The organism is Anaerostipes hadrus ATCC 29173 = JCM 17467 (assembly GCF_030296915.1).
In the GTDB taxonomy this organism is placed as follows: Bacteria; Bacillota; Clostridia; order Lachnospirales; family Lachnospiraceae; genus Anaerostipes; species Anaerostipes hadrus.
Genome location: NZ_AP028031.1, coordinates 1,339,689 through 1,356,779, shown reverse-complemented (window position 1 = coordinate 1,356,779; position 17,091 = coordinate 1,339,689). Strand labels below are relative to the sequence as shown.

Below are 17,091 nucleotides of genomic sequence, written 5' to 3'. Positions count from 1 at the left end.
TTTACAAAGTCGGATTTTGTAATATAATAGTTAATGTTACTGAAAAAAATCTAATTTATAGATGAATGTAATTCATTTAAGTATAATTATCAAAATAAAGGGAGAGAAACACCATGAACAATGGACTAGAGATCAGATGGCATGGTCGTGGCGGACAGGGTGCCAAGACCGCAGCATTACTTCTTGCCGACGTAGCATTTAAAACCGGAAAATATGTACAGGGATTTCCTGAATACGGGCCAGAACGTATGGGAGCACCAATTACTGCATATAACAGGATCAGTGATGAAGTGATCCGCGTACATTCAAACATTTATACACCAGGATTAGTAGTTGTTGTTGATGAGACATTACTTCACTCTGTTGATGTCACAGCAGGATTAAAAGAAGATGGAGCGATCATTGTAAATACACCAAAATCAGCCGATGAGATCAAGCCAATGTTAAATGGCTATCAAGGAAAAGTTTATACTGTCGATGCAAGAAAAATCTCTATACAGGCTTTAGGAAAATATTTTCCAAACTCTCCAATGCTCGCAGCAGCTGTTGCAGTCAGTGGTGTTATGAAAAAAGATGCTTTTATTTCTGAAATGCGAGCTTCTTATCAGCATAAATTTGCAAAGAAACCAGAAGTCATCGATGGAAATATGCAAGCACTTGAATTAACTTATGAAGAATTAAAAGATGTATTATAAAAACGTATTTTAAATGGAGATATAACAATATGAGAACAGATATAAGCAAAATCAATGAGCAGACACCTCATCAGGATCTGACAGAAGGACTGATGTTATTTGCTGGCGGAACTTCAAAACAGTTTCATACAGGGGAATGGAGAACAAGAACACCAATTTTAGACCAGGATCTTTGCAGACAGTGTATGGTCTGTTCCATGGTCTGTCCAGACTCTAGTATTCCTCTAAAAGATGGTGAACGAGTAGAATTTGATTATGACCACTGTAAAGGATGCGGTATTTGTGCAAAAGCCTGTCCATTTGATGCAATCACAATGAAGGAGGGAAGATAAGATGGCTAGAAAAGATCGTATGTCAGGAAATGAGGCGGTATCCTTCGCAATCCGCCAGATCAATCCGGATGTTATGCCGGCATTCCCAATCACTCCATCCACAGAGATTCCACAGATGGTTTCTACATATATTGCAAATGGAGAAATCGACACAGAATTTGTCCCTGTGGAAAGTGAACATTCTGCAATGAGTGCCGCAATCGGATCAGAAGCTGCCGGCGCAAGAACTTTAACAGCAACATCTTCTGCAGGACTTGCATTGATGTGGGAAGAATTATTGCTTGCAGCATCAAACCGTATGCCTATCGCATTAGCTCTCGTAAACCGCACATTATCCGGACCGATCAACATCAACTGTGACCATTCTGATGGAATGGGCGCAAGAGATACTGGATGGATTCAGATTTATGCGGAAAACAATCAGGAAGCCTATGATAACTTTATTCAGGCATATCCAATCGCCGAAAGTGCTGGTGTCCATTTACCGATCATGATCTGTCAGGATGGATTTATCACAAGTCATGCGGTTGAAAATATTGAATTACTAGAAGATGAAGAAGTTAAAAATTTTGTTGGTGAATATGAACCGGAAGAATTCTTATTAAATCCTGGAAAACCAATCGCAGTTGGACCATATTCTGTGACAAGCTATGCAATGGAAGCAAAGAAAAATCAAGAAATCGCATTAGAAAATGCGAAAGATGCAGTCTTGAAGGTTGCAAAAGAATTTAAAAAGATTTCTGGAAGAAGCTATGGATTATTTGAAGAATACAAAACAAAAGATGCCGATTACATCATGTTATTGATCGGATCAGCTGCTGGAACAGCAAAACAGGCAGTGGATGACTTAAGAGCAAAAGGTAAAAAAGTCGGTGTTATCAAACTGCGTCTGTTCCGTCCATTCCCAGCCGATGAATTAGCCACAGCTTTAAAAGGTGCCAAAGCGGTAGCAATCATGGACCGTACAGAAAGTTATAACGGAAACGGTGGACCTCTTGGAAGTGAAGTAACTGCCGGATTATTTAGAAATAAAGTGATGATCGATACCGTCAACTATATTTACGGACTTGCCGGAAGAGACTTTACCGTACAGGAAGTATATGATATCTTTACTGATCTTGAAGATCATATTGAAAATGGAACAATACTTGAACAGTTTAAATACATCGGATTGCGTTAATAGGAGGAATACTGTGAGTAGTTATAATGTAAAAGAAATGATGAGTAAAAAAGAGCGTTTAGCTCCAGGACATCGTATGTGTGCCGGATGTGGTGCTACAATTGGAGTTCGTGCGGTACTTCGTGCTTTACATGAAGAAGATCATGCTGTGATCGCAAATGCGACAGGATGTCTTGAGGTATCTTCTTTCATGTATCCATATTCTGCATGGGAAGACAGCTATATCCACAATGCATTTGAAAATGCAGGAGCAACATTAAGTGGAGTTGAGACAGCATATAAAGCATTAAAAAAACGTGGAAAACTTCCAAAAGACGAAAACTTTAAATTCATCGCATTTGGTGGAGATGGTGGAACTTATGATATCGGATTCCAGTCTTTATCAGGAGCTATGGAACGTGGTCATGACATGGTTTATGTGTGTTACGATAACGGAGCTTATATGAATACAGGAATCCAAAGATCTTCTGCAACACCAATGTTTGCAGATACAACAACAACACCGACAGGAAAAGAATCTGTTGGTAAAATGCAGAACCGTAAAGACCTTGCAAGCATCATCGCAGATCATGATGTAGCATATGTAGGCCAGAGTACATTTACACTAAACTTTAATGATCTTCATAAAAAGGCTGAAAAAGCGATTTACACAGAAGGGGCAAGTTTCTTAAATATCATGACACCATGTCCAAGAGGATGGAGATACAATACTGAAGATATTATGGAAATCTGTCGTCTTGCAGTAGAAACATGCTACTGGCCAATGTTTGAAGTAGATCATGGAAAATGGAATTTAACTTACGAGCCAAAGAAAAAACTTCCTATTGAAGATTTCTTAAGAGCACAGGGAAGATTTAAACATTTATTTAAACCTGGAAATGAACATTTAATTGAAGAATTCCAGAAAGAGGTTGACAGACGTTGGGAAAATCTGTTATATAAATGTGATAGATAAAATAATAAAGTAAGGAAGTTTTATGGAATGACATTATTGACATACCAAGTTTTCAAGACAATCGCAGATGTAGGGAGTTTCCATAAAGCAGCGGATATCTTAGGATTAACACCCTCTGCGATCAGTCATGCCATCTCATCGATGGAAAATGAATTAGGATTTTCAGTATTGACAAGAAGCAAAGCAGGAGTCAGTCTCACAAACTATGGAGAGCAGCTATTACCATATGTAAATGCTGTATTGAACTGTGATGAAAGCTTAAAGCAGGAAATTGCTGAATTAAATGGATTAAAACAAGGAAAAGTAAAGATTGGAGTATTCTCCAGTGTATGTACCAGCTGGCTACCAGAGATCTTACATTCTTTTAAGAAGAAGTATACAGAGATTGACATTGAAGTCTTTCAGGGAACTTACGATGATGTTGTATACTGGATCAAGAACGGAGTTGTAGATCTCGGATTTTTATCCGTATCCAGTGCAAAGGATATTCCGATTGAACCATTATATCGTGACGAATTACTCTGTGTTCTGCCGAGTGGTACAAAAGCAAATAAAAGTACAAATTATATTGATATTGAAGAAATGAAACATCATCAATTTGTAACACAACGAGACAGTACCGATGCAGATATCCAGAATTTCTTAAAAGAGAATTCGCTGCAAGTACAATCGAACTATCATGTAGTTGATGATTTATCAACGATCGCACTTGTTGAGAAAGGATTTGGAATCTGTCTGATGCCAAAACTTGTTATGACAGATATTCCATATAAAGTTGATAGTTATCCAACAAAACCACCTGCAAGCAGGATCATCGGACTTGCAGCTATGAATCCGAATTTTATGGCGCCTGCTGTTCGCACAATGTTTAATCATATTGTAGATAAATATCAAGAAAACGAGTTTAAAAAATAATTTCCTTGTGCTAAAATATACCTGTATGGATTTTATATTTTAGGAGGTAGCATATGCAAGTTAAAGGTGTAAGATTATATGCAAAAGACGATATCCGTCTGGAAGAATTTGAACTCCCAGAGATCAAGGACGATGAGATCCTTGTTAAGGTAATGAGTGATTCCATCTGTATGTCTACATGGAAAATGGTAAAACAAGGAGCAGATCATAAGCGAGTTCCTGCGGATGTTGCTGATCACCCGATCATCATTGGACACGAATTTGCCGGAGATATTGTGAAAGTCGGTAAAAAATGGCAGGATAAATTCAAACCAGGACAGAAGTTCGCACAGCAGCCAGCAATTCCTGGACAGGCTGAATCTCCAGGATACTCTTATACAGAGTGCGGTGGAGCAGCAACTTACTGCATTTTCCCAAATGATATTATCGAAGCTGGATGTCTTTGGACTCATGAAGGAGATTCTTACTTTGAATCTTCTGTTGCAGAACCAATGTGCTGTGTCATTTGTGGTTATAAAACAAACTATCACGTTAAAGACCGTTATGAACATGTAATGGGAACAAAAGCAGGTGGAAGTATCGCAATTCTTGGTGGATGCGGACCAATGGGACTTGGTGCTGTAAGCTACGCCCTTGCCATCGAGAATAAACCAGCCAAAGTGATCGTTACAGACATTGATGACGCCAAATTAGCAAGAGCGAATGAGGTGATCTCTGTAGAAGAAGCCAAGGAAAAAGGTGTTGAATTAATTTATGTAAACACAGCAAAGATGGATGATCCAGTCGATGGATTAAAAGCACTATCTGTCGATGGAAAAGGATTTGATGATGTCTTTGTTTACGTACCAGTCAGACCAGTTGCAGAACTTGGAAACAAGATTTTAGGCTATGATGGATGTATGAACCTGTTTGCAGGACCAACAGACTCCGAATTTTCAGCAGATGTGAATCTGTATGACTGTCATTACAATGCAACGAAGATTCTTGGAAGTACTGGTGGAAGTATCGATGACATGAAAGAAGCAATCGATCGTGCTGCAAGAAAAGAAATCAAACCAGCTGTTATGATCACTCATGTTGGAGGAATTGATTCTATCGTTGATACAACAATGAATCTTCCAAATATTCCAGGTGGAAAGAAATTATCATATCTTCATATCAATATGCCAATGACAGCAATTTCTGATCTTAGAAGTCTTGCAAAAGATGATCCTTTTTTCAATGAACTTGCTGATATTTGTGACAGACATAATGGATTATGGAGCGCAGAAGCAGAAAAAGCCTTATTAACACATTACGGTGTAGAATAACGTAGTAGATTTAGAAGATTGATCATGTAATAAAAATTAAACATTCAAAAAGATGCCTCCCATAAAGTTTTTGTGGAAGGCATCTTTTTATACTTTACACTATGTAAGAAAATTCTATTTTTCTACATATTTTTCTTTTAATTCAGCGATCTTATTTCCGTAAACATCGTTACGTTTCTGCTGAAGAATGATATTCTTGATCGTATCAGCAACATCTTCATATACAGAAGTTTCTGCGTCTTTTTTATCTTCAACTTTGATCAGATGATATCCAAACTGTGTCTTTACTGGACCTACAACGTGTCCAACTTCAGCAGCAAATGCAGCGTCTTCAAATTCTTTCACCATCTGTCCTCGTCCAAATGCACCAAGGTCTCCACCTTTTTCTTTGGATGGGCATGTTGAAAATTCCTTAGCCGCATCTTCAAATGTAGTTTCCTCACCGATGATCTTTTCTAAGATTTCCTGACATTTGTCTTCATCATCTACAAGAATATGCTTCGCATGAACTGTTTCTCCAGCCATAAACTGATTTTCATTCGCTTTATAATATTCTTTTGCTTCGTCTTCAGAAACAGTAATATCTTTCATAGCCTCTCCGAGAGCCATCTGTGCAAGAATCTCTCTCTTTGCATGAGCTAAATTGTCAGCGAAAGCTTCTGTTTCTTCTAATTTTAATTCTTCTCCTAATTTAGCGAAAAGATGAACCGTAATGATCTGTTCTAAACACTGGTTTCTAAAGTGTTCATTCCCTGCATATGCCTGTTGTTCTTTTGGTAATGCAGCAATCAGTGCATCTAAATCTTTCTGCGTGATTTCTTCTCCGGCAACAACAGCCAGGATGTTCTGGTTATCCATAGTAATTTCTCCTTTGATTGAAATGTGTTTGAAAATTTATTATATCACAAATCCTTTATATTTTGTAGATTTAGTTTGTGAAATACGATATAATAATGTGGATTTTAAAGCTACATTTCAGAACAAAGACATGGAGGTAAGATAAGATGTCTGTCATACAGATCACGGATCTAAACGATCCACAACTAGATATTTATGCAAGATTGTCAGAAGGGCAGTTATTACATTATTATGAACCAGATCTTGGGATTTTTATTGCGGAAAGCCCAAAGGTTATACAGACAGCCTTTGAACAAGGATATGAACCGATTTCTTTTTTGGTTGAAGATCGTCATATTAAAACACAGGCAAAAGATATTATATTGCAATATCAGGATATTCCTGTCTATACAGCATCTTTTGATGTATTAAAACAACTAACTGGTTTTGGACTCACAAGAGGCATGTTGTGTGCCATGCGTCGAAAACCATTACCTGCGCTCGAAACGATCTGTGATCATGCAAAACGAATCGTTATTCTGGAAAATGTTATGAATCCAACCAACGTCGGAGCAATCTTTCGTTCTGCTGCGGCACTTAATATGGATGCCATACTGCTTAGTAAAGGCTGCAGCGATCCATTATACCGAAGATCTGTACGCGTTAGTATGGGAACTGTTTTTCAGATACCATGGACATTTCTTGGGGATGATACATGGCCAGCGGATGGAATGCATCGTTTAAAAGAACTTGGTTATAAAAATGTTGCGATGGCATTGACTGACCGATCTGTAAGTATTGATGACGAAGCTTTGATGTCAGAAGATAAACTTGCGATCATCCTTGGAACAGAAGGCGATGGTTTATGTCAGGAAACGATTGATGCATGTGACTATACAGTAAAGATTCCGATGGCACATGGAGTAGATTCATTAAATGTAGCTGCTGCGAGTGCTGTTGCATTCTGGCAGCTTGCGAAAAGGAAATAAAACGATGAATACAAATTTTGAACATTACCGGATTTTTTATTATGTAGCAAAATATGGGAATCTTACGAAAGCTGCTACAGTTTTACATACAAGCCAGCCATCCGTAACAAGAACGATCCATAATCTTGAAAAGAATTTAAACTGCAGATTATTTGAACGAAGCAAAGTTGGTATGAAGTTAACACCAGAAGGTGAAGTTTTTTATGAATACATCGCAGCCGGATGTGCTCAGTTTTTTAAAGCAGAGAGCAATTTAAGTGATATGCTAAGCCTTGAAAATGGAACAATCTATGTAAGTGCAACAGAAACTGCTCTGCATTGCTATTTATTTCAGGCAATGGAATCCTTTAATGAACAATATCCGAATGTGCATTTTAAGATTTTAAATAATAGTACAAGAAAATCCATCAATATCGTAAAAGAAGGCAATGTTGATTTTGCAGTTGTATCTGCACCATTTCAAATAGAAAAACCGTTACAGCAAAAGGTTTTAAGAAAATACCATGATATTTTAATTGGTGGGAAACGTTTTGAGGAATTAAAAGGTCAAAAAATTTCTATCAAGCAACTTGCCCAATATCCTTGGATCAGTCTGACCCCAGAAGCTATCACAAGAAAGTTTTTAAATCAGTATTTTGAAAAGAATGGATTAAAATTTGAGGCAGATATGGAACTTGCAACTACAGATATGATCCTTCCAGCTGTAAGACATAATCTTGGAATTGGTTTTATCCCACCAGAATTTGCTAAAGATGATCTGGAATCTGGAGAAGTCTTTGAGATTGAGGTAAAAGAAACGTTCCCTCAGCGTAATATCATCTTGATCTATGATACAGAATATCCACAAAGTATCGCAGCTAAGGCATTCTTAAGATTCTTAAATTAGGGGATTCCATCGGAAATTCCTATGATATTAAAAAATCTCCAAAGAACAGCACCCGTTGCTTATCTCTGGAGATTTCTCAGAACAATATATAAAAAGTGTAAACTAGTTACCTAACTTAATATGTTTTTATCTTATCATGAATAAAAACAAGTGTAAAATACATTTTTTACATCATATCCATACCAAAATGATATGGATAAAATTCTGAAGATTTTCTTAGGAAATGAAAAAAACAAAGATTAACGGTTTGATATCAAAAGAATATGTGGTAAAATACGGACAGGAAAATAAGGAGGGAACTTTAGAATGTTTACAAAAAAATTTACAGTCATCATCAGTTTTTTTCTGATCATTGCAATTGGCGTTGGTGGTATGCTTGGGTATTATGATGCGCGACTGGAAGCCGCAGTGACGCCAAAAAAACAATCTATGGATAAAGTGAAGATTAAGAATGAGGAAGATCTGACCTTCGATAAAGATGTTGTCAATATTTTATTAGTTGGTTCTGATAATGGGGCTCAAGGCTCCGAAAAAGGTGATCATGGTCGATCTGACAGTATGATGGTTGCAACGATCAACTTTAAAACAAAAGAATTGAAATTAACTTCTTTTTTAAGAGATATGTATGTAGAAATACCAGGTCATGGACGTAATAAACTAAATGCCGCTTATGCATTTGGCGGAGAAGCGCTTTTATATCAGACACTGGCTCAAAATTTTAATATTAAGATCGACAAATTCTGTGTTGTAGATCTTGCCGCATTTGAAAAGGTAATTAACAGGATCGGCGGAATTGAAATGACTCTTGAACAAAGAGAAGCAGAATACTTAAATACAACAAATTATATTTCAAAGAAAAAATATCGAAATGTAAAAGTCGGTAAACAGACTTTAAATGGTAATCAGGCATTAGGGTATGCAAGAGTTCGTCATGTGTTCTCTAAAAAGTATGGTGTTGAAGAGTTTGGACGAACAGGAAGACAGCGTGCTGTTATGCAGGCAACTTTCCAGAAGATGTTACAGCAAAATCCTTTAGATCTTGTGGATATTGCGATTGATGCACTTGGTGATGTATCTACGGATATGGACGCAACTTATATTAAGAAACTGATCCTATCTGTTGCAAAAATGGGAACAACAGAGATTGATCAGCTTCGTGTACCGATCGAGAATACATACAAAACAGCTGTTGCTGGAAGCTATCCTCCATGTGGATATGTTTTCTTTGTAAATTTCAAAGCAAATCAGGAAGCATTAAAATACTTTATGTTTAACAAAGGAAAACGTCAGGATTTTGCTAAGAATTATGGAGGTGCAGATGCTGCTGAGACATGTGGATATCCTTCCAAATACGACTATAACCGTTCAAAAGGTGATTCTGGGAACATATTTAACAGCTCTGACACTACAGAAGGAGAATAAATCTTATTGAGAAATTTTATCAATAAGATGTCGTGATTTGTCTTGAGTAACCGATATAAGATGTTTTATAATGAACAAAGTTACCGAAGAGAGTATACAAAGTCGTACAGCTCTTAAGGATACGAAAAATAAATACATTTTTATATCATACAGGAGGAAAAAATCATGGATTTAACAAAAGTTTTATCAGCAGTAAAGAGTAAAAAAACAGGATTTTTCGCAGCTGGAGTTTTATTTGGAACAGCAGGTATCAAAGCATTATCAAGTAAGGATGCAAAGAAATTGTATACAAATTGTACAGCAGCTGTTCTTCGTGCAAAAGAATGTGTAATGGATACAGTTGCAACTGTACAGGAGAATGCTGAAGATATCTATGCTGAAGCTCAGCAGATCAATGAAGAAAGAGCAGCAGAAGCAGAGGAATGGGAAGCTTATGCTGAAACTGATGAGGCGGAAGAAACAGAAGAAGTTTCCGAAGATACTTTCAAAGAAGTTGCAGAATAGAATAGAACATTAAGATTAAGGCACCTGCAGTTTTCCTGCAGGTGTTTTCAAACAAAAAGGAGTTTGTATGAAATTTACGATCAAACATGAGATTCGAGGCAGAATTCGTATTCATAACTGCCAGAAGACAATGAGTGCTGATCAGGCAGATGAACTTCAATATTATCTTATAACAAAAGATTTTGTAACATCTGTAAAAATCTATGACCGCACAAATGACATCGTGATCTGTTATGATGCCAGCCGCAGTGAAATTCTTACTGCTTTAAAGGAATTTTATCATGGAATCATCACAGTCCCTGATAATTATCAAGAAAGTCAGAGCAGACAATTAAACCAGACATATCAGGAGAAACTTATAAGTAAAGTCTTATTCCATTATGGAAACAAATTATTATTTCCATATCCATTAAGAGCAGGGATCACAGTGATCAAATCTGTGAAATATATATATGAAGGAATTCATACACTTGCTCAGGGTAAGATTGAAGTTCCAGTACTTGATGGTACGGCAATCGGAGTATCGATCATTCGAAGAGATATCAATACCGCATCCTCTATCATGTTTTTACTCGGAATCGGAGAAATTCTCGAAGAATGGACACATAAGAAATCCGTTGATGATCTTGCAAAAAGCATGTCCTTGAATATTGATAAGGTATGGAAAGTCGAAGAAGATCATGAGATTTTAGTTCCATCCAACGAAATTGATGCTAACAATATCGTTCACATACAGATGGGAAATATGATCCCATTTGATGGAGTTGTTGTTGATGGTGAAGCAATGGTCAATCAGGCATCATTAACTGGAGAATCAACACCTGTTCGCAAGATTCCTGACGGATACGTATATGCAGGAACTGTCGTTGAAGAGGGTGATTTAAAAGTTTGCGTAAAAGAAGTAAATGGATCAAGCAAATTTGATAAGATTGTTACGATGATCGAAGAATCTGAAAAATTAAAATCTTCTTTAGAAAGTAAAGCAGAACATCTTGCAGATCGTCTAGTTCCTTATACATTGGCTGGAACTGCTCTCACATATTTGTTTACAAGAAATGTAACAAAAGCTTTATCTGTACTGATGGTTGATTTCTCATGTGCATTAAAACTTGCAATGCCAATCTCTGTTTTATCTGCGATCAAGGAAGCAAATGACCATCAGATCGTTGTCAAAGGTGGTAAATACTTAGAAGCAATGGCAGAAGCCGAAACGATCGTCTTTGATAAAACAGGAACTTTAACAAAAGCGGAACCTACTGTTCTTGATATTGTTTCATTTAATGGAATGAAATGCAAAGAATTATTAAGAATTGCCGCATGTTTAGAGGAACATTTCCCTCATTCTATGGCAAAAGCTGTAGTTCAGGCAGCTGTTGACAGAAATCTTGTACATGAAGAATTACATTCTGAGGTTGAGTATATCGTGGCTCATGGAATTTCTTCCATGATTGAGAATAAAAAAGTTGTCATTGGAAGTTATCATTTTGTATTCGAAGATGAGCAGTGTACAATTCCTGAAGGCAAAGAAGAGTTATTTGAGAAACTGCCTGAAGAATGTTCGCATTTATATATGGCGATCGAAGGAAAACTTGCAGGTGTGATCTGTATTGAAGACCCATTACGTGAAGAAGCCAAAGATGTGATCAAAGCATTAAAAGCTGCTGGAATCAAGAAAGTCGTTATGATGACTGGAGACAGTGATCGTACTGCAAAGGTTATTGCAGCCAAAGTTGGTGTGGATGAATATCATGCTGAGGTACTTCCAGAGGATAAAGCTGCTTTCGTTGAGAAAGAAAAAGCCGAAGGAAGAAAAGTTATTATGATCGGAGATGGAATCAATGATTCTCCAGCATTATCTGCATCTAATGTTGGAATTGCGATCAGTGATGGAGCTCAGATTGCAAGAGAAATCGCAGATGTAACGATTGAAGGAGACCATTTACATGGTCTGGTAACTCTCAAACATATCAGTAACCACTTAATGCGCCGAATTCATAATAATTACCGCTTTATTGTTGGATTTAACGCAGGGCTTATTGGGGCCGGTGTGTTAGGCTTTATCCAGCCAACAACATCTGCCGTATTACATAATACTTCAACTCTTTGTATAGGGCTTAGAAGCATGAAAAATCTGGTGTCTGAGGAAGAATTACAGTAAAAATCAAGAAGGTTAGTCGTGAAATTTGACTAGCCTTCTTTTTGGGTTGTGACATTAAATTTTTGCTTTTCGGGATTCCGTGACATTAATTTGACATTAAAATTTGAAATTATTCTGGTTTCATGGATTTCAACTGTTCAAACATCTCGATATCTGCTGCATTCAGTTTGATATTCGAACAATAATTTTTCCCTTCTGGAGATGTAATAGAAATCTCGATCACAGCATCCTGTTTAAGTGCCTGCTCTCTCCATACAGCATTCATGAAATTCTTGAATTTTGGATGGTCTTGATCAAACCGTTTGAATGTATTTTTTATCTGCTGAAACTTTAACATCTGATTAAAATTCATTGCCATGAGGATAAATCCTCCTTTCTTTGTCTGTCGCTTTCATAAATAAATCATATCAAAAATAAGAAAAAACGTCAAATAACGTATTGACGAACAGCCTAGAAGTGAGTAAAATTGTTCATTGCTACTCAGAAACAGATTCTTATCACAGGAGGTATTAACATTGGATTTTTATCAACAGTTACAATTAAGTTCCATCGGTTCCAAACAATGGATCAAAGGTGCCCAGGATTCAAAAGAGAAACATAAACGTATCCTTATCTATAATTTTAAAGTATATTTAGTTGTTGCATTTTGTTTTGCAGTAGTAACTCTTTATAGTATGATCTTTGGATCACAAAACAGTGTTGTCGGCGTGCTAGTCTTACTGGTTTTAATGATCTTACGACAGGTTGACTTCGGAATTGATACAAAACACAGCATTGGCGTTATCTTTATGATTTTTGCAATCCTTGCGGTTGGACCAAGACTTGCTAATACTGTAAATACCGTTCCTGCCTTTTTTATTCATTTTCTTTGTATTATGGCAATCATGATCTTAAGCTGCCATAACGTTATCATGTCCAATCAATCCACATTTATCTTAGGATATTTGTTATTCTATGGATATGATGTTACAGGGCATAACTATGTGTTAAGATGTTGCGGATTATTTGCAGGTGCTGTGATCTGTTCCCTTGTATTTTACAAGAATCATAGAAATCGAACATTTCATAGAGGATTTTATCATTTATTTAAGGAATTTCATCTGTTTTCTGCAAGAAGCAGCTGGTATTTAAGATTATCTCTTGGAATTTCTACTGCAATGTTGATCGGAGAATTGGTTCATATGCCAAGAGTTATGTGGATCGGGATTGCTGCAATGTCAGTCCTGTTGCCATTTTCAAAAGATATGAAATACCGTGTACAAAGAAGAGGACCATTTAATATTCTTGGATGTATGATCTTTCTTATTTTACATGCGATCCTTCCTGATCATATCTTTCAATGGATCGGTCTGATCGGCGGGATAGGAGTTGGTTATTCTGCTGGATATGCCTGGCAAACCGTTTTCAACACCTTTGGGGCTCTTTATATTGCAGAGAATCTTTTTGGCCTGAAGAATGCCATCATCTTAAGAATCGCTGCCAATGTCTTTGGCTCTCTTTATGCTTATGGATTTGACCAGTTATTCCGAAAGATAACGACTAGCATTCGAAATCTTTTTGAAAATAATTCCATTATGACAGATCAGGCATAACATCTTTGAATGACACATTAAAAACAGGATATAATTATTACTGAAAATCATTGAAATTAATTAATAGAAGGAGGAGTAAAAGAGCAATGTGTACAGCTGCAACTTACAAGACAAAAGATTTTTATTTTGGAAGAACTTTAGATTATGAATTCTCTTATGGAGATGAGGTTGTGATCACTCCAAGAAATTATCCATTTCATTTTAGACATATCGATGCCATAGAAAGTCATTATGCTATGATCGGAATGGCTCATGTAGTCGACAATGACCCTTTGTATTATGATGCATTCAATGAATGTGGACTGGCAATGGCTGGGCTTAATTTTGTTGGAAATGCAGCATATTATGATATGGAAGAAGGAAAAGACAATATCGCACAGTTTGAATTTATCCCTTGGATTCTTGGAACTTGTGCAAATCTTGAGGAAGCGAAGACAGCATTGATTCATATGAATCTTACCAATACCCCTTACAGTGAACAATTTCCATTAGCGCAGCTTCACTGGATCATTGCAGATCAATCTGGTGCGATCACAGTCGAAGCAATGGAAGATGGGATGCATATCTATGAAAATAACGTTGGGGTATTAACAAATAATCCTCCATTTAACATTCAGATGTTCTTATTAAATCAATATATGAATCTTTCTCCAAAACAACCAGAAAATCTATTTGCAAAAGATATCGATTTAGATCAATACAGTCGTGGAATGGGTGCGATTGGTCTTCCTGGAGATCTTTCTTCTTCCTCACGTTTTGCTAAAGTAGCATTTACCAAATTGCATTCTGTCTCTGGAGATTCTGAAAATGAAAGTGTCAATCAGTTTTTCCATATTCTTGGATCTGTCGATCAGCAAAGAGGATGCTGCGATGTCAATGGAAAATATGAGATTACCTTATATACTTCTTGTTGTAATACGCAAAAAGGAATCTACTATTATACAACCTATGATAATCACCAGATCAGTGCTGTTGATATGACAAAAGAAGATTTAAACACAAAAAATCTGATTTGTTATGAAGTGATCACTGGGGAACACATTCAAATGCAAAATTAAATAAAAAAGCACCACTATTTCATTAAACTGAAAGGAATGACAAAATGGAAGTCAGATTGGCAACTCCACAGGATGCAGAAGAATTACTAGAAATTTACCGCTATTATGTCGAACATACAGCAATCACATTTGAATATGAAACACCTTCGATAACAGAATTCCGTCAAAGGATCAAACAGACATTAAAACGCTATCCTTATCTGGCGGCTGTTGATGGGCATGGAAAGATTGTCGGATATGCATATGCATCATCTTTTAAAAACCGTGCTGCATATGACTGGTCCGTAGAAACAACCATTTATGTAGATAAGGATGTAAAACGACAGGGAATCGGGAAAAAATTATATGAGGCATTAGAAGAAATCCTTCGAAAACAACATGTGATCAATTTGGATGCGTGCATTACAGATCCGGAAATCGAAGATGAATATGTTACAAAAAACAGTGTTCAGTATCATGAACATCTTGGTTATCATATGGTTGGAAAATTTTATAAAAGCGGCTATAAATTCGGACGTTGGTATGATATGGTCTGGATGGAAAAATATATCGGAAAACATAAAGAACATCCAGAAGCATTTATCCCTTTTTCTATTTTATAAAAAGTTTAAAACTTTTAAAAATCAGGAAAAACTGATATAATGAAATATAAATATGCTAAACAAAAGAAAACAGGAGTATTTAATTATGCCAGTATTTGATTTTAGTAACGATACATCAGAAATAAAAGAAGAAGTAGTCTGTACTTATACAACATTTTCTTCGAATGTAGATCATGCTACGATAGAATGCCCTATCTTGATTTTATCAAACAAGAAGAAGCAGTGGGAGCATCATTCCTGTGGTGTATTTTCTGATCAAGATAAGCAGACAGCCTTTGAATTTGAGGGAGAAGATGGAACAGTAATATCTGATATCTTAAAATTAGATTCCCGTTTTGTAAGCCTGGTCAGATGGCTTGGAGAGAATCATATTCATGTCCGCTTATCTGGGGAGAATACAGTAGAAGGTTATTGTGTATACAAGATCAGAGAAATTGCTCTTGGCGGTGGCACCAAATTATCTGCAGAAGATGGTTTCCTTCAGTTTATGATCGAACGTTTATTCCAAAGTGATGCACCAGATGAACGGATCACTGATGAAAATCTTGATGAGATGGGTGATGATATGAAACTTACCAGCATCCAGAGTATCACAGATTTTATGACATGTGCCGGAAGTACGCTGCCTGATAATATTCGTCTATGGGCAAGAAGAAATCTTGCTGTTGCAAAATCTCATGAAGTTTCACAAGAAGAGAGACGTCATGCCCAGCGTGCATTATCCATCATGATGAACATCCAATGGAAGAGTAATTATTTTAAAGCGATCGATCCTGAAGAAGCAAGACGGATTCTTGATGAAGAACTCTATGGTATGGAACGTGTGAAACAAAGAATCATTGAAACGATCATTCAGATCAATCGTACACACACGCTGCCTGCTTATGGATTATTATTAGTTGGACCTGCTGGAACAGGAAAATCTCAGATCGCTTATGCGGTTGCAAGAATTTTAAAACTTCCATGGACAACTCTTGATATGAGCTCCATTAACGATCCAGAGCAGTTAACGGGAAGTTCCCGTATTTATGCAAATGCAAAACCAGGGATCATCATGGATGCATTTTCCATGGCAGGAGAATCAAATCTTGTATTTATCATTAACGAGCTTGATAAAGCCAATTCAGGAAAGGGAAATGGAAATCCTGCAGATGTTTTACTAACATTGCTTGATAATCTCGGATTTACCGATAATTATATGGAATGTATGATCCCAACAGTTGGAGTATATCCAATTGCCACTGCAAATGAAAAAGACCAGATCAGTGCACCATTGATGTCACGTTTTGCAGTCATTGACATCCCTGATTACACACCGGAAGAGAAGAAAGCGATCTTCCAAAGATTTGCACTCCCTAAGGTATTAAAACGTATGGGATTAAAAGATAATGAATGTATTATGACAGATGAGGCCTTAGATGCTGTCATTGAGATGTATTCTGAAACCACAGGAATCAGAGATCTGGAACAAGCCGCAGAACATATTGCAGCCAATGCATTATATCAGATTGAAGTCCATCATATGAATAGTGTAACATTTGATGGTGCAATGGTAAGAAATCTGCTTTTATAAGTTGTTATTTGACGAAGTATGAATTTTAATGATATAGTAAATCATAGACATTACAAATTATAATTCTCAAACGGAGGTCACAT

General features: G+C 36.7%; 17 protein-coding genes. 15 read left to right on the top strand and 2 right to left on the bottom strand.

Going from position 1 to position 17,091, the window contains the following annotated elements:
- Positions 1-113: 113 nt before the first annotated feature.
- From QUE18_RS06650 to QUE18_RS06625, 6 genes are read left to right on the top strand one after another with little or no spacing between them, the layout of a single operon-like run.
- Positions 114-695 (top strand): 2-oxoacid:acceptor oxidoreductase family protein, encoded by a 582-nt coding sequence (locus tag QUE18_RS06650; RefSeq protein ID WP_009202887.1) that lies wholly within the window; start codon positions 114-116, stop codon positions 693-695.
- Positions 696-724: 29 nt separating this feature from the next.
- Complete coding sequence (locus tag QUE18_RS06645; RefSeq protein WP_008390805.1) at positions 725-1,027, top strand: 4Fe-4S binding protein; 303 nt, start codon at positions 725-727, stop codon at positions 1,025-1,027.
- Between the two features lies 1 nt (position 1,028).
- The gene (gene porA / locus QUE18_RS06640; protein WP_009202886.1) at positions 1,029-2,207 is read left to right on the top strand and encodes a pyruvate flavodoxin/ferredoxin oxidoreductase thiamine diP-binding domain protein; all 1,179 of its coding nucleotides are present in this window, start codon (positions 1,029-1,031) and stop codon (positions 2,205-2,207) included.
- Positions 2,164-3,162, top strand: a complete 999-nt coding sequence (locus QUE18_RS06635) for a thiamine pyrophosphate-dependent enzyme (RefSeq protein WP_009202885.1) — start codon at positions 2,164-2,166, stop codon at positions 3,160-3,162. Before porA ends, QUE18_RS06635 begins: the two co-directional genes overlap by 44 nt.
- 27 nt (positions 3,163-3,189) lie before the next feature.
- Positions 3,190-4,077: a LysR family transcriptional regulator gene (locus QUE18_RS06630; protein WP_009202884.1), complete on the top strand. Its 888-nt coding sequence runs from the start codon at positions 3,190-3,192 to the stop codon at positions 4,075-4,077.
- Between the two features lie 53 nt (positions 4,078-4,130).
- Entirely contained in the window at positions 4,131-5,387 is a 1,257-nt protein-coding gene (locus QUE18_RS06625) for a zinc-binding dehydrogenase (protein ID WP_009202883.1), read from the top strand.
- A 114-nt stretch (positions 5,388-5,501) separates the two neighbouring features.
- Here the strand turns inward: QUE18_RS06625 and QUE18_RS06620 are convergent, their stop codons facing one another.
- Complete coding sequence (locus tag QUE18_RS06620; protein WP_009202882.1) at positions 5,502-6,245, bottom strand: peptidylprolyl isomerase; 744 nt, start codon at positions 6,243-6,245, stop codon at positions 5,502-5,504.
- Between the two features lie 146 nt (positions 6,246-6,391).
- On the opposite strand from QUE18_RS06620, the gene QUE18_RS06615 reads away from it, so the two are divergent.
- The 5 genes from QUE18_RS06615 (at position 6,392) to QUE18_RS06595 (ending at position 12,183) form a co-directional block, all read left to right on the top strand.
- Complete coding sequence (locus QUE18_RS06615) at positions 6,392-7,213, top strand: TrmH family RNA methyltransferase (protein WP_009202880.1); 822 nt, start codon at positions 6,392-6,394, stop codon at positions 7,211-7,213.
- Between the two features lie 4 nt (positions 7,214-7,217).
- Positions 7,218-8,099 (top strand): LysR family transcriptional regulator, encoded by an 882-nt coding sequence (locus tag QUE18_RS06610; protein ID WP_040343786.1) that lies wholly within the window; start codon positions 7,218-7,220, stop codon positions 8,097-8,099.
- A gap of 306 nt (positions 8,100-8,405) precedes the next feature.
- The gene (locus QUE18_RS06605) at positions 8,406-9,521 is read left to right on the top strand and encodes an LCP family protein (protein ID WP_009202879.1); all 1,116 of its coding nucleotides are present in this window, start codon (positions 8,406-8,408) and stop codon (positions 9,519-9,521) included.
- Between the two features lie 165 nt (positions 9,522-9,686).
- Positions 9,687-10,025 (top strand): DUF6110 family protein, encoded by a 339-nt coding sequence (locus QUE18_RS06600; protein WP_009202878.1) that lies wholly within the window; start codon positions 9,687-9,689, stop codon positions 10,023-10,025.
- A gap of 67 nt (positions 10,026-10,092) precedes the next feature.
- Complete coding sequence (locus QUE18_RS06595) at positions 10,093-12,183, top strand: heavy metal translocating P-type ATPase (protein ID WP_009202877.1); 2,091 nt, start codon at positions 10,093-10,095, stop codon at positions 12,181-12,183.
- Positions 12,184-12,292: 109 nt separating this feature from the next.
- Here the strand turns inward: QUE18_RS06595 and QUE18_RS06590 are convergent, their stop codons facing one another.
- Positions 12,293-12,541, bottom strand: a complete 249-nt coding sequence (locus tag QUE18_RS06590; protein WP_009202876.1) for a hypothetical protein — start codon at positions 12,539-12,541, stop codon at positions 12,293-12,295.
- 157 nt (positions 12,542-12,698) lie between these two features.
- Between QUE18_RS06590 and QUE18_RS06585 the strand changes: the two genes are divergently transcribed.
- The 4 genes from QUE18_RS06585 to QUE18_RS06570 all read left to right on the top strand — a co-directional run bounded on the left by QUE18_RS06585 (position 12,699) and on the right by QUE18_RS06570 (position 17,008).
- Entirely contained in the window at positions 12,699-13,775 is a 1,077-nt protein-coding gene (locus QUE18_RS06585; RefSeq protein WP_009202875.1) for an FUSC family protein, read from the top strand.
- An 86-nt stretch (positions 13,776-13,861) separates the two neighbouring features.
- A complete protein-coding gene (bsh, locus tag QUE18_RS06580; protein ID WP_009202874.1) occupies positions 13,862-14,833 on the top strand; it encodes a choloylglycine hydrolase in 972 nt (323 codons plus the stop codon).
- Positions 14,834-14,877: 44 nt separating this feature from the next.
- Positions 14,878-15,435, top strand: a complete 558-nt coding sequence (locus QUE18_RS06575) for a GNAT family N-acetyltransferase (RefSeq protein ID WP_009202873.1) — start codon at positions 14,878-14,880, stop codon at positions 15,433-15,435.
- Positions 15,436-15,520: 85 nt separating this feature from the next.
- On the top strand, positions 15,521-17,008 hold the full coding sequence (locus tag QUE18_RS06570; protein WP_040343783.1) for an AAA family ATPase: 1,488 nt from the start codon (positions 15,521-15,523) through the stop codon (positions 17,006-17,008).
- Positions 17,009-17,091: the final 83 nt, after the last annotated feature.

Excerpts from the sequence above, each read along its gene's own strand:
- bsh (WP_009202874.1), top strand. The coding sequence starts at position 13,862 with ATGTGTACAGCTGCAACTTACAAGACAAAAGATTTTTATTTTGGAAGA.
- QUE18_RS06650 (WP_009202887.1), top strand. The coding sequence starts at position 114 with ATGAACAATGGACTAGAGATCAGATGGCATGGTCGTGGCGGACAGGGT.
- porA (WP_009202886.1), top strand. The coding sequence starts at position 1,029 with ATGGCTAGAAAAGATCGTATGTCAGGAAATGAGGCGGTATCCTTCGCA.
- QUE18_RS06610 (WP_040343786.1), top strand. The coding sequence starts at position 7,218 with ATGAATACAAATTTTGAACATTACCGGATTTTTTATTATGTAGCAAAA.
- QUE18_RS06570 (WP_040343783.1), top strand. The coding sequence starts at position 15,521 with ATGCCAGTATTTGATTTTAGTAACGATACATCAGAAATAAAAGAAGAA.
- QUE18_RS06600 (WP_009202878.1), top strand. The coding sequence starts at position 9,687 with ATGGATTTAACAAAAGTTTTATCAGCAGTAAAGAGTAAAAAAACAGGA.
- QUE18_RS06615 (WP_009202880.1), top strand. The coding sequence starts at position 6,392 with ATGTCTGTCATACAGATCACGGATCTAAACGATCCACAACTAGATATT.
- QUE18_RS06630 (WP_009202884.1), top strand. The coding sequence starts at position 3,190 with ATGACATTATTGACATACCAAGTTTTCAAGACAATCGCAGATGTAGGG.
- QUE18_RS06595 (WP_009202877.1), top strand. The coding sequence starts at position 10,093 with ATGAAATTTACGATCAAACATGAGATTCGAGGCAGAATTCGTATTCAT.
- QUE18_RS06635 (WP_009202885.1), top strand. The coding sequence starts at position 2,164 with ATGGAACAATACTTGAACAGTTTAAATACATCGGATTGCGTTAATAGG.
- QUE18_RS06625 (WP_009202883.1), top strand. The coding sequence starts at position 4,131 with ATGCAAGTTAAAGGTGTAAGATTATATGCAAAAGACGATATCCGTCTG.
- QUE18_RS06575 (WP_009202873.1), top strand. The coding sequence starts at position 14,878 with ATGGAAGTCAGATTGGCAACTCCACAGGATGCAGAAGAATTACTAGAA.
- QUE18_RS06590 (WP_009202876.1), bottom strand. The coding sequence starts at position 12,541 with ATGGCAATGAATTTTAATCAGATGTTAAAGTTTCAGCAGATAAAAAAT.
- QUE18_RS06605 (WP_009202879.1), top strand. The coding sequence starts at position 8,406 with ATGTTTACAAAAAAATTTACAGTCATCATCAGTTTTTTTCTGATCATT.
- QUE18_RS06645 (WP_008390805.1), top strand. The coding sequence starts at position 725 with ATGAGAACAGATATAAGCAAAATCAATGAGCAGACACCTCATCAGGAT.
- QUE18_RS06620 (WP_009202882.1), bottom strand. The coding sequence starts at position 6,245 with ATGGATAACCAGAACATCCTGGCTGTTGTTGCCGGAGAAGAAATCACG.